The following is a 15649-nucleotide window of genomic DNA, read 5'->3' as shown; positions in this document are numbered from 1 at the left end:
TTTCAGATTACTGCCAGCTCACCTCACCTTTCGGCTCATAAGCATTCGCATCCAGCGGCGAGTTTTTCTGGATATACGCTTTCAGCACTTCGGCATCAATAAAGCCGGTATTCACATATCCCGGTTTGTTATCAAGGCGCGGGTAACCATCACCGCCAGTAGCATTAAAGTTTAATGTTGCCATGCGGTAGGTTTTTGCCGGTTCGACCGGTTCGCCTTTAATTTTCAGGTCGTTGAGTTTGCCGTCTTTCGCCACAAAGCTGACGTTGGCAAATTGCGGGTAGGCACCGGAATCCGGCTTCATCTGCGCGACGGCAGTCAGGTAATCAATCGCCTCTTTACCGGTCATGTCGGCATACACCACCACATTGCCGAACGGCTGCACTTTCAGCACGTTTTTATAGCTGATATTGCCTGCCTCGATAGAATCACGAATTCCGCCTCCGCTCATCACCGCGAAGTCGGCACCAGTACGATCCATTTGGGCTGCCAGAATCAATCGTCCCATATTGGTCTGTACAAAACGCACTTTGTCACGATCGCCTTCCAGACGACCATTGGTTTCGCCAATTTTCACTTCCAGCTGCGCTTTGCCCTTGTTCTGGAAAGGCGATAACAGCGAGATCATTTGCTGATTCTCGGCGATTTCCGGGGTGTACAGCACACGCTCGCTTTTCCCGTCTTCCCAGGTGACTTTTTTCTTCAGGTTCACCGGAATCAGTTGGTAGTTGACCATTTTCATTTCGCCGTTGCGAAACTCAAAGTCGGCCCGACCAACGTACTTGCCCCACTCATGCGCTTGTACAATCCAGATGCCGTTTTGTTGATCCGGTTTGCATGGTGTACCAGGAACGTAATCTACCTGCTTTTTATTTTCAGCTGCCATACAGACGGGATCTTGTGAATGTCCGCCGACAATCATCGCCAGCGATCCGGCAGGTAAACTGCGCGCCATCTCTACATCACCCGGCGCGTTAGAACCGTGCTCACCGTTGTCGTAATGCCCCATATGGGTCGCCGCGATAATAATGTCCGGCTTTTCTGTCTGTTGCAGCTCCTGGATCACCAGTTTGGCTTCGTCGGCAGGTTTACGGAATTCAATGTCGGTGAAGTTTTCTGGGTTACCTAATTTCGCTGTTTCATCAGTTGTTAAACCGATAACGGCGATTTTCAGATCCTGGCGTTTAAACAGCGCCCAGGGTTTAAACAGGCGCTCGCCGGTACTTTTTTGATAGATATTGGCAGAGAGCAACGGGAACTTTGCCCACTTTTCCTGCTGGCGTAATACGGTGAGCGGGTTATCAAATTCATGATTGCCAATCACCATTGCATCATAGCCCACCAGATTCATGCCGCGAAAATCTGGCTCTGCGTCCTGCAAATCGGATTCCGGCACACCGGTATTAATGTCGCCACCAGAAAGTAGCAGCACGCTCCCGCCTTCAGCAGCGACCTCTTTACGAATACCGTCCACCAGCGTTTTTTGTGCCGCCAGACCGTATTCGCCATATTCATTGCGCCAGAAATGACCGTGATGGTCGTTGGTATGCAGAACCGTAATTTTATAGGTTTTATCCTGCTCATAGGCCAACGCAGTTTCACTCGCCAGTGACAATGTGGTTAACAGTGCTAATGCCACACCCCGCTGCAATAATTTCATACTTCTCTCCCTGACCAGATAATAACGTGTTGAAAATTAGTATGACGCGACATCATAGACAAGTCTGCGTTCGGTTACGATAAATCTACATCCAGATTGGAAATTCTGTTTTCCACATTGAGACTTCCTTCAAAAGGCACGTGCAGGTATGTTAGTCAGGTAATAATCACAATTAAGATAAATTTTTACATCGCAACTCTAAAAAAGTGACTTTCCTATGGCAATGAGTGAACAATCCCAGCCTGTGGCAGGCGCGACTGCGTCGGCCACCAAGGCCCGAACTTCGTTTGGTATTTTAGGCGCTATCAGCCTCTCACATCTGCTGAACGACATGATCCAATCGCTGATTCTGGCGATTTATCCGCTCTTACAGTCAGAGTTTTCCCTGACGTTTATGCAGATTGGGCTGATAACCCTCACCTTCCAGCTCGCCTCTTCGCTGCTGCAACCAGTGGTCGGTTACTGGACAGATAAATACCCCATGCCGTGGTCGTTGCCAATTGGCATGTGCTTTACCTTAAGCGGCCTGGTATTGCTGGCACTGGCGGGCAGTTTTGGCTCGGTGTTGCTGGCGGCGGCGCTGGTCGGTACCGGTTCGTCGGTCTTTCATCCAGAATCTTCCCGCGTGGCACGTATGGCGTCTGGCGGACGTCATGGTCTGGCGCAATCCATCTTCCAGGTCGGCGGTAACTTTGGCAGTTCGTTGGGACCTTTGCTGGCGGCGGTGCTCATCGCCCCCTATGGCAAAGGCAACGTTGCATGGTTTGTACTGGCGGCACTGCTGGCAATCGTGGTGTTGGCGCAAATCAGCCGCTGGTACTCTGCGCAGCACCGAATGAGTAAAGGCAAGCCGAAAGCGCCAATAATCAATCCGCTGCCACGAAATAAGGTCGTGCTGGCTGTTTGCGTACTGTTAGTGCTGATTTTCTCGAAATATTTCTATATGGCGAGCATCAGCAGCTATTACACCTTTTATCTGATGGAAAAATTCGGATTATCCATCCAGAATGCCCAACTTCATCTGTTTGCCTTTTTATTTGCCGTTGCGGCGGGGACGGTGATTGGCGGGCCTGTTGGCGATAAGATTGGGCGAAAATATGTAATTTGGGGCTCTATCCTCGGCGTTGCGCCTTTTACGCTTATTTTACCGTACGCAAGCCTGCACTGGACGGGGGTTTTGACGGTGATTATTGGATTTATCCTCGCCTCGGCGTTTTCTGCCATTCTGGTTTATGCACAAGAGCTGTTGCCGGGGCGTATCGGCATGGTTTCCGGGCTCTTTTTCGGTTTTGCTTTTGGCATGGGTGGCCTTGGAGCCGCAGTTCTGGGGCTTATCGCCGACCATACCAGTATCGAGTTAGTTTATAAAATATGTGCTTTCCTGCCGCTTCTTGGCATGTTGACCATATTCTTACCTGATAATCGGCATAAATCCTGAATTCCCGGCAGCCAAAGGTAAACTTTGGCTGCTTCATTTTGCAGTAACCATAAGCCTTTCCTCTTCATACACCTCATCACTTTTCCGATCCGTGCCTTTTTTGCGGCTAATTCCATTTTTCTGCAAAATTCAACAATTATTCATAAACATCATCTATGAAATTGTCATAAACTATTACCTGTAATTTTGGTTTTCCCGGCCAAAATATGGACAACCACCACCAGGAAAAGGAGACGGAATGCATCACGCCACCCCGCTTATCACCACAATTGTTGGCGGCCTTGTGCTTGCCTTTATCCTCGGCATGCTGGCCAATAAACTGCGTATTTCTCCTCTGGTGGGATATCTGTTAGCGGGTGTGCTGGCAGGCCCCTTTACCCCAGGTTTTGTTGCCGATACAAAACTTGCGCCTGAACTGGCGGAACTGGGCGTTATTTTGCTGATGTTCGGCGTCGGTTTGCATTTTTCGCTCAAGGATTTGATGGCGGTAAAGTCCATCGCCATTCCCGGCGCAATTGCCCAGATAGCCGTGGCGACACTGCTGGGTATGGCGCTCTCCGCCGTGCTGGGCTGGTCGTTGATGACTGGTATCGTGTTCGGTTTGTGTCTTTCCACCGCCAGTACGGTAGTGTTACTTCGTGCACTTGAAGAACGGCAATTAATAGACAGCCAGCGAGGGCAAATCGCCATCGGCTGGCTGATTGTGGAAGACCTGGTGATGGTCCTGACGCTGGTGTTGCTGCCAGCGGTAGCCGGAATGCTGGAACAGGGCGATGTGGGCTTTGCGACGCTGGCGCTGGATATGAGTATCACTATCGGCAAAGTTGTCGCGTTTATTGCCATTATGATGTTGGTAGGTCGCCGTCTGGTGCCGTGGATTATGGCACGTAGCGCGGCAACGGGTTCGCGCGAGTTGTTTACCCTGTCGGTGCTGGCGCTGGCGTTAGGGATTGCTTTTGGCGCGGTGGAGCTGTTTGACGTCTCCTTTGCACTCGGCGCGTTCTTTGCCGGGATGGTGCTGAATGAGTCCGAACTTAGCCACCGTGCCGCCCACGATACGCTGCCATTACGTGATGCGTTTGCAGTGTTGTTCTTCGTCTCTGTCGGGATGTTGTTTGATCCGTTAATCCTGATTCAGCAGCCGTTGGCGGTGCTGGCTACGCTGGCGATTATTCTGTTTGGTAAATCGGTCGCGGCGCTCTTCCTCGTCCGGTTGTTTGGCCACTCCCAGCGTACGGCGTTGACCATCGCCGCCAGCCTGGCGCAGATTGGTGAGTTCGCCTTTATCCTGGCGGGACTGGGGATGGCATTGAATCTGCTGCCGCAGGTGGGGCAAAACCTGGTGCTGGCGGGGGCGATTTTGTCGATTATGCTCAACCCTGTGCTGTTCGCGCTGCTGGAGAAATACCTGGCGAAAACCGAAACGCTGGAAGAGCAGACGCTGGAGGAAGCTATCGAAGAAGAGAAGCAGATTCCGGTTGATATCTGCAACCATGCGCTGCTGGTAGGTTATGGTCGTGTGGGCAGCCTGCTGGGGGAGAAATTGCTCGCGTCTGATATTCCTTTAGTGGTGATTGAGACGTCACGTACTCGCGTCGACGAACTGCGTGAGCGCGGAGTCCGGGCGGTATTAGGCAACGCGGCTAACGAAGAGATCATGCAACTGGCGCATCTGGAATGCGCAAAATGGCTGATCCTGACGATTCCCAACGGTTACGAAGCAGGCGAGATTGTGGCGTCTGCTCGCGCGAAAAACCCGGATATTGAGATTATCGCCCGCGCCCATTATGACGACGAGGTGGCATATATCACCGAACGTGGCGCGAATCAGGTGGTGATGGGCGAGCGTGAAATTGCCCGCACCATGCTGGAACTGCTGGAAACGCCACCGGCAGGTGAAGTGGTGACGGGGTAAACGGTGGTTGCCTGATAACAGGCGCGGATATGTAGGCCTGATAAGACGCGGCCAGCGTCGCATCAGGCATCGAGAGCCAAATGCCAGATGCGGCGTGAACGCCTTATCTGGCCTACGAACCGACGATAACTTAACGATCCCAGTAAGATTCTTCCAGGCTGTCTTCACGCTCCGGCAGCCCGCGCGTTAAGCGTGGAGAATGCTGGTTCAGTACCTGATAGCTCACACGGTTGGCATATTTACACACCTGCGCTAATGACGAATACGTCAGCCAGGTGAATTTATGCTTGCTGGAATTTGGTACGCTGCTACGGTGATAACTGTTAGCGGTAATGTCATGCAACAGCGCCGCCAGCGCCCCATCTCCGGCACCGTTGGTGTTCATGATTTTTTCTGGTCCGCCCATATACGGCGCAATGTGCGAATAGACGCGCAGCGGATTCTGGCAATCCTTGTGGCGCATGGCGCGGCTAAACTCATACTGGTTAAATTCCGCGATAGCGCCCGGCAGCAGCGGATGCTGGGTTTTGCGTTTCGCTTCGTCTTCAGTAAAGCCCGCCATATACAAACCGATTGGCCCGGCGGTGCACAGCACCAGATCCACCCAGTCCAGCGCCTTGTCAGACGCCAGCAGCGGATCGCTCTCTCCGGTCAACGCTTCGGCTTCTTCTTCGTTCATCGCAAGGATGGAAACGTGTTCTTTGAGGAATTGCTGCCACCACTGCGGATTCTCGGCGATGACAAATTTAGTCCCCAGCGTCAGCACCACCGGTACGTTATATTTCTTCGCGTACTCAATGGCTTTCATGGTTGCTTCCGGCATCGGTTCGCCCGGCTTGCAGCGCACCAGATATGAGGTGAGTACCAGCGCCGACGCTCCGGCAATCACATCTTCCGGAATGCTTTCTGCCCGTAGCTGGTTCATGTGGCCAGGGCTAATGGCAAAAGTGCGTTCGCCAGACTCGCCAATCAGCGTAAAACAGCGTCCAATCGGGCCGTCTACGCCTTGCAGATAGTTAAGATCGGTACGGCTGGAGGTATTACACAAATAACGATAGGCGTAGCTGCCAATTTCAATATTGCTGCACATCACGCCCAGTAGTACCGAGCGGTCATCCGCCAGTACCGAGTAGTTATGCATGGTGTTACCAATAGTGCCACCCGCAAACTGATGGGTAATCAGGTTTTTCTCTTTAAGTTCCTGATAGAGTGCTTCGGCAACATCATCTTCAATCACCAGTGAATGCCCGGCACTTAATCCATAACGTTCAATGAACTCATCATCCACTTTCGCTTCTATATCGACCAGAGTCTGGTCGATACCCACTACCCAGGCGGCGCTGGTTTCGTTTTCTGGCTGGAACTGCTGAAGCAGCGGATCGCGTGCGTTTACGGGGAAGTAATGTTTGGATTTACGTTTACCGGGAAATTTCATGGTTGTTTTTACGGGTGGTTAACTGAGCGGCGAATGTTAACACAATCTCACGGGAACGCGCGAGATGCAGCCAGTTTCAATATCAGCAGACGAGATCGCATTATCATGGCAGAGCTTCCTTACAATGGCGTAATTTGAAAGGAGTTTTTCTATGAAGATGGAAAACAAATTACCCGCACTGGAACTGATTTCTGCCGAAATGAGGGCCGTTGTTAATACACTTCAGCCTGATTTACCGCCCTGGCCCGCAGAAGGAACACTTGCCGAGCAGCGTCAGCATTACACGCTCGAGCGGCAATTCTGGAATGCGGGCGCTCCAGAAATGGAAACCAGAGATTACGCAGTTCCGACAAAATATGGACAAGTGGAGGCCCGCTTATTTTGTCCAAATTCAGATAGCCCAGCGACGCTATTTTATCTTCACGGCGGTGGTTTTATTCTCGGCAACCTCGATACCCACGATCGCATCATGCGACTTCTGGCAATCTACACTCAGTGTACGGTGATTGGCATTGATTACACCCTTTCGCCAGAAGCGCGTTTTCCGCAGGCGATAGAGGAAATCGTGGCCGCCTGTTGTCACTTCCACCAGCAGGCGGGCGATTATCAAATCAATATGTCACGTATTGGCTTTGCCGGTGATTCCGCTGGCGCAATGCTGGCGCTAGCCAGCGCCTTGTGGCTGCGGGATAAACAGATCGATTGCGGTAAGGTTGTGGGCGTTTTGCTGTGGTATGGACTTTATGGGTTACGGGATTCCGTGACTCGTCGCCTGCTGGGCGGTGCCTGGGATGGCTTAACGCAACAGGATTTGCAGATGTATGAAGAGGCATATTTAGGCAGCGAAGCGGATCGCGAGTCGCCGTATTACTGCCTGTTTAATAATGATCTCACTCGAAATGTGCCGCCCTGTTATATCGCCGGAGCGGAGTTCGATCCGCTGCTGGATGACAGTCGCCTGCTTTACCAGACGTTAGCGGCACACCAGCAACCTTGTGAGTTCAAACTCTACTCCGGTACGCTGCACGCCTTTTTGCATTATTCACGGATGATGAAAACCGCCGACGATGCTCTACGCGACGGTGCTCGATTCTTTAGCGATAGGCTGCAACAAGATTAGCCATCATTTCGATATGTTCCGGTGTAGCATTAAGCGCCGGAATATATTCGTATTTTTTCCCGCCAGCGCCGAGGAAGACTTCACGGTTTTGCTCGGCAATCTCTTCCAGCGTCTCCAGACAATCCGCAGCAAAGCCCGGGCACATCACCTGAATATGACCGACGCCTTTTTCTCCAAGCATTTTCAGCGTTTCGTCGGTATAAGGCATCAGCCAGGGTTCCCGGCCAAAGCGCGACTGAAAGGTCATCATCACTTTTTCTGGTGCCATTCCCAGTGCGGAAGCCAGTTCACGCGTCGTTGTGCGGCAACGCTGCGGGTAATCATCACCTTCATCCGCGTAACGCTGAGGAATGCCATGATAAGAGAGCAGCAGCAGATCCGGCTCGCCATGTTTTTCGAAAGAGGCCCGCACGCTATTTGCCAGCGCATTAATGTAATCGTGGTTATCGGCGTAATCACGAATAAACGAAATCCCCGGAATGCTACGCTTGCGCGCGAGAATGCGTGCAAGTTCATCCCATACCGCACCGACCGTTGAACAGGAGTATTGCGGATAGAGCGGCAGCACCACAATATGATCAACATGTTCTGCCAGTAGTTCATCTACGGCGCTTTCCAGTGATGGCGAGCCGTAGCTCATGCCCAGCGCCACTGGCGTATCCGGTAAACGTTGTGCCAGCGCCTGCTGTTGCTGGCGGCTGTAAACCATCAGCGGCGAGCCGTCTTCCATCCAGACCGAGGCGTACAGCTTCGCCACGCGCGGTGAGCGCAGCGGCAAAATCACACCACGCAGCAACGGCCACCACAACAGCCGTGAGGTATCGACCACGCGTCTATCGCTTAAAAATTGTTTCAGATAGCGTTTTACCGCTTCAGGAGTGGGGGCATCGGGCGTCCCCAGGTTTGCCAGCAAGATACCGGTTTTAGTCTGACGCATTACCGCCTCTTATCGATTCAACTTGTTGATAATTGTAGCGGAAAAGTGAGGAAGAAGAACTAATTGCTGTGAAAGGTCTGGCCTGAGGAGGATGAGCAGACCTGCCCGAGAGCAGATCTGCTGCGGCTTGATTAGCCGAGGATTTTTTCCAGAGCCGCGCGAACTTCAGCAACCGGTTTGGTGCCGTCAACTTTCGCGTATTTGGTGTTACCCGCTTCTGCTTCTTTGGAGTAGTAGCCAATCAGCGGTGCAGTCATCTGATGGTATTCAACCAGACGTTTACGTACGGTTTCTTCCTGATCGTCTTTACGGGTAGTCAGCTCTTCACCGGTCACGTCGTCTTTGCCTTCTACTTTCGGCGGATTGAATTTAACGTGATATACACGACCAGACGGCGCGTGAACGCGGCGACCGACGATACGATCAACAATCAGCTCGTCCGGTACGTCGAATTCCAGAACGTAATCAACATTGATGCCCGCTTCTTTCATCGCGTCTGCCTGCGGAATGGTGCGCGGGAAGCCGTCCAACAGGAAACCATTACGGCAATCTTCCTGAGCAATGCGCTCTTTAACCAGCGCGATCACCAGTTCATCGGTGACCAGTTTGCCAGCGTCCATAATGTCTTTAGCTTGTTTACCCAGCTCGGAGCCAGATTTGACTGCGGCACGCAGCATATCGCCAGTGGAGATTTGCGGAATACCATATTTCTCCATGATGAACTGAGCCTGAGTCCCTTTCCCCGCGCCCGGAGCGCCAAGCAGAATGATACGCATTGCGAAAATCCCCTTAAAATGTGTCGAATTTTTTGAAAAAGCGATAAACGATACCACCAACAGGCGATTGCCTCAAGAAAGGCGCCCGGGGCTGAAACGGTTAATGGTGAGATAATTTGCGGAAATTGCAGAGGATGAAAAGAAAAATGCCGGATGACACGAAGGTCATCCGGCACCACATTCAGCTGTATGCCGGATAAAATTCATCCGGCATTACATCAAGAAACCAGTAACTGGTTCATACGACGAATAAACAGGTTCGGATCTTCCAGCGTACCGCGTTCTGCCAGCAGCGCCTGATCCAGCAGCAGTTCTACCCACTCGCTGAACTTGGCTTCATCTTCAGTATCTGCAGCACGTTTCACCAGTACGTGATCCGGGTTCAGTTCGAAGATGTATTTCACTTCTGGCACTTTCTGGCCCGCTGCGGCAAACAGTTTCGCCATCTGGGTGCTCATTTCGTCCGCGTCGGTAGAAACGATCGCTGGCGTATCGGTCAGACGGTGAGTCAGACGAACATCTTTCACGCGCTCGCCGAGCAGGGCTTTCACGCGGTCGATGAACGGAGTCAGTGCTTTTTCCGCTTCTTTCGCGCTCTCATCAACTTCGTCAGCCAGTTTTTCCAGCGACTCGTCAACTTTAGACACAGACTGGAACGGTTTACCGTCGAACTCGGTCAGATAGTTCATCATCCACTCATCGATGCGGTCAGAAAGCAGCAGAACTTCGATGCCTTTCTTACGCAGCAGTTCCAGGTGCGGGCTGCTCTTCGCTGCCGCATAGCTGTCTGCGGTGATGTAGTAGATTTTCTCCTGCCCTTCTTTCATGCGGGAAACGTAGTCTTCCAGAGACACGGTCTGCGCAGAAGAATCGGTATGGGTAGACGCAAAACGCAGCAGTTTGGCGATCGCTTCCTGGTTAGCGAAATCTTCCGCCGGACCTTCTTTCAGTACCAGGCCAAACTGTTGCCAGAAGGTCTGGTATTTTTCCGCGTCGTCTTTCGCCAGTTTTTCCAGCATTTGCAGCACACGCTTGGTCAGCGCATTGCGCAGGTTACGCGTTACTGTGCTGTCCTGGAGGATTTCACGGGAAACGTTCAGCGGCAGATCGCTGGAGTCAATCAGACCACGCACGAAGCGCAGATAGTTCGGCATGAACTGTTCTGCGTCGTCCATGATGAACACGCGCTGGACGTACAGTTTCAGGCCGTGCTTATGATCGCGGTTCCACATATCCCACGGTGCCTGCGACGGGATGTACAGCAGGCTGGTGTACTCCTGCTTACCTTCAACGCGGTTGTGGCTCCAGGTCAGCGGATCGTTAAAGTCATGGGCGATATGTTTGTAGAACTCTTTGTACTCTTCATCGGTGATTTCCGACTTGTTACGGGTCCACAGAGCCTGCGCTTTGTTGATTTTCTCCCAGGAGATAACGGTTTCGCCGTCTTTCTCTTCGCGTTTTTCGATTTCTACCGGCAGCGCGATATGGTCGGAGTATTTGCTGATGATGGAACGCACGCGCCAGTCATCGAGGAACTCGTCTTCGCCTTCACGCAGATGCAGGGTGATTTCAGTACCACGATCTTCTTTGGTGATGTCGGCAACGGTGTATTCACCTTCACCAGCCGATTCCCAGAAGACGCCGTTTTCTGGTTTTTCGCCCGCCGCACGAGTACGCACGGTCACTTTATCGGCCACGATAAACGCGGAGTAGAAACCAACACCAAACTGACCGATCAGTTGGCTGTCTTTCGCCTGGTCAGAACCCAGGGATTCGAGGAATGATTTGGTGCCGGATTTCGCGATAGTCCCCAGATGGTCAATCACTTCGTCGCGGGTCATCCCCACGCCGTTATCGGAAATGGTCAGCGTGCGCTTGTCTTTATCGAAAGAAACACGAACGCGCAGTTCGCCGTCACCTTCGTACAGATCCGGGTTAGAGAGCGCGCGGAAACGCAGCTTGTCCGCCGCATCGGAGGCGTTAGAGATAAGCTCACGCAGGAAGATTTCTTTATTGGAATAGAGAGAATGGATCATCAGGTGCAGAAGCTGTTTCACTTCTGACTGAAAACCACGAGTTTCTTGTCCTTTCATGTAGGTCTACCTCAATAATGCCATTTTAAGGTTAAAAACAGGATGAGGGGTAAATGGGGACAAGGAAGGATAATTTCAAGCGAGAGCAGGTGATCCTGCTCTCGTTTGCTTAAAAACGAATCTTATGACGCCCGGCAAGGGAATGCGACAACGTGGTGCCGTCGACCATTTCCAGCTCGCCGCCAACCGGTACGCCATGAGCGATTCGGCTGGCTTCCACGTCATATTGCGCGCAAAGCTCGGCAATGTAGTTAGCGGTGGCTTCACCTTCGACCGTCGGGTTGGTGGCGAGGATCACTTCGGTGATTTTTTCTGCCGCCAGACGCTGTTCCAGGCGATCAAGTCCGATATCATCCGGGCCAATGCCGTCCAGCGGTGACAGATGCCCCATCAACACAAAATAACGACCGGAAAACTGCCCGGTCTGCTCAATGGCGTAGATGTCCGCCGGACTCTCTACCACGCAGATTTGACCGTTTTCCTGACGACGCGGATTCGAACAGATATTACAGACTTCCTGTTCAGTGAAGGTGCGGCAATCGGCGCAGTGGCCGATTTCCGACATCGCCCGGGTGAGCGCCTGCGCCAGACGCATCCCGCCGCTACGATCGCGCTGAAGCAGCGTGAACGCCATACGCTGCGCCGACTTTGGGCCAACGCCCGGCAGACAGCGCAGTGCTTCCATAAGCTGTGTTAACAGCGGGCTGGTTTGCATCAGAACGGCATCTTAAAGCCTGGCGGCAGCTGCATTCCGGAGGAAACAGAGGCCATTTTTTCTTTCTGGGTTTCTTCGATGCGACGCGCTGCGTCGTTGAATGCCGCAGCGACCAAATCTTCCAGCATCTCTTTGTCGTCTTCCAGCAGGCTCGGGTCGATCTCTACGCGACGGCAGTTGTGAGCGCCATTGATGGTCACTTTCACCAGACCAGCACCGGATTCGCCAGTCACTTCCAGCTTCGCGATTTCTTCCTGCATCTGCTGCATTTTTTCTTGCATCTGCTGGGCTTGCTTCATCAGGTTGCCCAGACCGCCTTTACCAAACATAGGTTTCTCTCTCAATCACGTTAAGGATGACGATCGTAAGCAGTGCTTACGATCAAATGGGGCGGATACTTTCTTCATCCAGCTCCGCATCAAAGAATCGACGCAGGGTCTGAATATTATTATCCGCAATAATGGACTCGCGCGCCTGCGCAAGTTTTTCTTCGTATATCGCCTGACGCCACTCCAGCGGCGTGCGCACCGCGGGATTATCATCTTCAACGATAGTCAGTTCAACCGTTGAACCTTTTAACGTGCTCAACGCTTCAGCCAGTTTTTGCTGTGCGCCGCGGTTATTCAAATGCCGCTGAGAGGAGCGCAAATGCAGGCATACAGCGTTGTCGCTCTCCTCTTTCCAGGCATTTAACGCCACCTGCTCGACCAGTTTGGGTAGCGATAGTTGGCTCACCTGTGCCGCCCACGGGTCGCGCTCAATGGCTTCTGCCGCCAGCTTCGCCGCCAGTTCCGGCGTTTTTTCATGTTCCAGCGCTTTTTTAAGCGCCTTCGGCGTGGCGACTACTTCTTTTTGCTGCATCACTGGGGTGGTCGCCTTCCAGCGATACGCTTCTTTTTTGGCTGGCGCTTTTTCCAGCGCCGATGGCACCGGACGCGACTGAACGCGATCGGTGACCGAAGCCAGTCTTTCCAGCGCAGCGTTATTCACCGGCCGCGCGCGGGTAGCGGCTGCCGGTTCACTCTTTTTTGCTTTGGTTGCTCCCTGAGCGCGCTGCAGTTGCTGACGCGCCGCCAGCACCTGGCTGGTGGTTTCTGAGAGCGGTACAGTCGGTGCCTGCTGCGGCGCTGGTTGCGGTTGCGGCGGCACCTGGGTTGGCGTCATTACTGCCGTTGGCGCGACGGGCGCAAAGGACTGGCGTGGCACTTCTGGCTCAGGCAGCGGCATACGCGGATGGAACGCCAGCGCGCGCAGCAGTGTCATCTCAACGCCCATGCGGCGGTCCGGCGCATACGGTAATTCTTTGCGACCAATCAACAGCGTCTGATAGTAAAGCTGAATATCCGTCGGCGGTATGGTGCGCGCCAGTTCACGCATCCGCAGCTCGATGGCGGCCATGTCGTTGCCAAGTGCAGCAGGCGAAAGTTGTACCATCGCAATGCGGTGCAACAGACCGAGCATTTCCACCAGCAACGCTTCCCACTCGATACCACGGGCAGCGGCTTCATTAATCAACGCCATTACGCGCTCGCCGTTGGCCTCGACCATCGCTTCAACCAGCGACAGCGCCTGATCGTCGTCAAGCGTACCCAGCATCGCACTGACCGCCTGGGTTGAAACCTGGCCGTCACCGCTGGCAATCGCCTGGTCGGTCAGACTTAAGGCGTCTCGCAGGCTGCCTTCAGCGGCGCGCGCCAGCAGTTGCAACGCACGTGGCTCGTGGGCGATATGTTCTTCGTTGAGGATGTGCTCAAGCTGATGGCGAATTTGCTCGACATCCAGCGCCTTGAGATGGAATTGCAGACAGCGTGACAAAATCGTCACCGGCAATTTCTGCGGATCGGTCGTCGCCAGCAGAAACTTAACGTGCTCTGGCGGCTCTTCAAGGGTTTTTAACAGTGCGTTAAAGCTGTGACGCGACAGCATATGCACTTCGTCGATCAGATAGACTTTAAAACGACCACGCGCCGGAGCGTACTGGACGTTATCCAGCAAGTCGCGAGTATCTTCAACTTTGGTGCGCGAGGCGGCGTCGATTTCAATCAAATCGACAAAGCGCCCCTGCTCGATTTCACGGCAGTTATCGCATACGCCGCACGGCGTCGCGGTAATGCCGGTTTCGCAGTTTAGCCCCTTCGCCAGCAGTCGGGCGATAGAGGTTTTTCCGACGCCACGGGTGCCGGAAAAAAGATAAGCATGATGAATACGCCCTAACGACAAGCCGTTCGCCAGTGCGGTCAGCACATGTTCCTGGCCGACGACGTCAGCAAAGGTTTGTGGGCGCCATTTTCGGGCTAAGACCTGATAACTCATTGGCAGGCTCTGAAACGCTGGAAGGTGGATTCACGAAGGGGTAATGCTAACACAGCCCCGTCAGAACGGCGAGGCTGAATGTACAACTTGTGCTGCCCATGACGTGGGCTGGCGAAAATTAATGGCCCGGGAACGGGACAAGGCTATAACAGGTAATGCCCTGCTTTTCGAGGCGCTGTTCGCCGCCAAGATCGAACAGATTAATGATGAACGCAGCGTCAGTAACTTCACCACCTAAACGGCGGATCAGTTTAACCGTCGCTTCAATGGTGCCGCCTGTTGCCAGCAAATCATCAACCACCAGCACTTTGTCGCCAGGTTTAATGGCATCAACGTGGATTTCCAGCTTATCGGTGCCGTATTCCAGTTCGTAAGATTCGTTGATAGTTTCGCGCGGCAGTTTGCCTGGTTTACGTACCGGCACAAAACCAACGCCCAGACCCAGTGCTACCGGAGCGCCGAACAAGAAGCCACGAGCTTCAGTGCCGACAACTTTGGTAATGCCCGCATTTTTGTAACGCTCAACCAGTAAATCGATGCTGAGAGCGTAAGCTTTCGGGTCTTCCAGTAAGCTGGTGACATCGCGGAAAAGAATGCCGGGTTTCGGGTAGTCCTGAATGCTTTTGATGCTATTTTTGAGATACTCAAGCTGCTGTGCAGTCGCGGTCATAAGTGTATGCCTGCTTGTTACGGTGGTACTCACGGCGCGTTTTAAACGAGTCAAAAGTAACAGTTGTTTAACCTTTGACCGCCTGCGCCTGTGCTCGAAAACGCCAGAATGTACTGGCTGTGGGCGATAATTGCAACAGCGATTGTTGTGCTTTGCCGTTTTTATTGCTTTTCATCAATCACTGGGATTCGCCACATAAAAATCAGCAAACAGCCGAGGATCACCAATAACAGAATCCGCACCCACGTCATATGTACGAACCAAAGTGAAATCGCAAAAGTCAGTAAAATAATGCATATCGCCCGAGGCTTTGCGCCGCGTGGCATTGCATGATATTTCTGCCAGAAGCGTAAATAGCTGCCAAACCATGAACGGTACAGCAACCAGGCATGGAAGCGCGGCGATGAACGGGCAAAGCACCAGGCGGCCAGTAGGATAAATGGCGTCGTCGGCAATACCGGTAATACCACGCCCAGCGTACCCAACACTACCGCCAGCCAGCCAATGATGATTAAAATGATTCGTTGCATATTATGTGTAGTCAGCATACAGAGTGGCTACTTTAGCATAACAATTA

13 protein-coding genes and 1 other annotated feature are annotated in these 15649 nt (G+C 52.8%); of the genes, 3 read left to right on the top strand and 10 right to left on the bottom strand.

The window, feature by feature from the left end; all coding sequences use genetic code 11:
- Positions 1-7: 7 nt before the first annotated feature.
- Complete coding sequence (ushA, locus tag D9736_RS14260; protein WP_130258555.1) at positions 8-1660, bottom strand: bifunctional UDP-sugar hydrolase/5'-nucleotidase; 1653 nt, start codon at positions 1658-1660, stop codon at positions 8-10.
- 217 nt (positions 1661-1877) lie between these two features.
- Here ushA and fsr point away from each other — a divergent pair, with 217 nt between their 5' ends.
- Together fsr and ybaL are read left to right on the top strand one after the other, a co-directional pair.
- Complete coding sequence (fsr, locus tag D9736_RS14255; RefSeq protein WP_130223189.1) at positions 1878-3098, top strand: fosmidomycin MFS transporter; 1221 nt, start codon at positions 1878-1880, stop codon at positions 3096-3098.
- Positions 3099-3336: 238 nt separating this feature from the next.
- Positions 3337-5013, top strand: coding sequence for a YbaL family putative K(+) efflux transporter (gene ybaL, locus D9736_RS14250; RefSeq protein ID WP_130258554.1), 1677 nt, complete (start codon positions 3337-3339; stop codon positions 5011-5013).
- 130 nt (positions 5014-5143) lie between these two features.
- Here the strand turns inward: ybaL and gsk are convergent, their stop codons facing one another.
- Positions 5144-6448, bottom strand: a complete 1305-nt coding sequence (gene gsk, locus D9736_RS14245; protein WP_130215497.1) for an inosine/guanosine kinase — start codon at positions 6446-6448, stop codon at positions 5144-5146.
- Between the two features lie 151 nt (positions 6449-6599).
- Between gsk and aes the strand changes: the two genes are divergently transcribed.
- Positions 6600-7568, top strand: a complete 969-nt coding sequence (gene aes, locus D9736_RS14240; protein WP_130223191.1) for an acetyl esterase — start codon at positions 6600-6602, stop codon at positions 7566-7568.
- Here aes and hemH read toward each other — a convergent pair.
- From hemH to D9736_RS14200, 8 genes are all read right to left on the bottom strand, one after another.
- A complete protein-coding gene (gene hemH, locus D9736_RS14235; protein ID WP_130206309.1) occupies positions 7543-8505 on the bottom strand; it encodes a ferrochelatase in 963 nt (320 codons plus the stop codon). The two genes, aes and hemH, sit on opposite strands and share 26 nt — an antisense overlap.
- A gap of 131 nt (positions 8506-8636) precedes the next feature.
- Complete coding sequence (gene adk / locus D9736_RS14230; RefSeq protein ID WP_001313630.1) at positions 8637-9281, bottom strand: adenylate kinase; 645 nt, start codon at positions 9279-9281, stop codon at positions 8637-8639.
- Between the two features lie 218 nt (positions 9282-9499).
- Positions 9500-11374: a molecular chaperone HtpG gene (htpG, locus tag D9736_RS14225; protein ID WP_000678201.1), complete on the bottom strand. Its 1875-nt coding sequence runs from the start codon at positions 11372-11374 to the stop codon at positions 9500-9502.
- A 109-nt stretch (positions 11375-11483) separates the two neighbouring features.
- Positions 11484-12089 (bottom strand): recombination mediator RecR, encoded by a 606-nt coding sequence (gene recR / locus D9736_RS14220; RefSeq protein WP_130206305.1) that lies wholly within the window; start codon positions 12087-12089, stop codon positions 11484-11486.
- On the bottom strand, positions 12089-12418 hold the full coding sequence (locus D9736_RS14215) for a YbaB/EbfC family nucleoid-associated protein (protein ID WP_001515903.1): 330 nt from the start codon (positions 12416-12418) through the stop codon (positions 12089-12091). Before D9736_RS14215 ends, recR begins: the two co-directional genes overlap by 1 nt.
- A 52-nt stretch (positions 12419-12470) precedes the next feature.
- Positions 12471-14402 carry a DNA polymerase III subunit gamma/tau gene (gene dnaX, locus D9736_RS14210; RefSeq protein ID WP_130215491.1) on the bottom strand — a complete coding sequence of 644 codons (1932 nt, stop codon included), beginning with the start codon at positions 14400-14402 and terminating at the stop codon, positions 12471-12473.
- Positions 13074-13138 (bottom strand) — a sequence feature (DnaX frameshifting element). It overlaps the preceding gene by 65 nt.
- 118 nt (positions 14403-14520) lie before the next feature.
- On the bottom strand, positions 14521-15072 hold the full coding sequence (gene apt / locus D9736_RS14205; protein ID WP_064529079.1) for an adenine phosphoribosyltransferase: 552 nt from the start codon (positions 15070-15072) through the stop codon (positions 14521-14523).
- A gap of 161 nt (positions 15073-15233) precedes the next feature.
- Positions 15234-15602 (bottom strand): DUF454 family protein, encoded by a 369-nt coding sequence (locus D9736_RS14200; RefSeq protein ID WP_130215613.1) that lies wholly within the window; start codon positions 15600-15602, stop codon positions 15234-15236.
- Positions 15603-15649 lie beyond the last annotated feature (47 nt).

It is taken from the genome of Escherichia sp. E10V10 (assembly GCF_004211985.1).
Taxonomy (GTDB): domain Bacteria; phylum Pseudomonadota; class Gammaproteobacteria; order Enterobacterales; family Enterobacteriaceae; genus Escherichia.
This window is presented reverse-complemented; position numbering and strand designations above follow the sequence as displayed.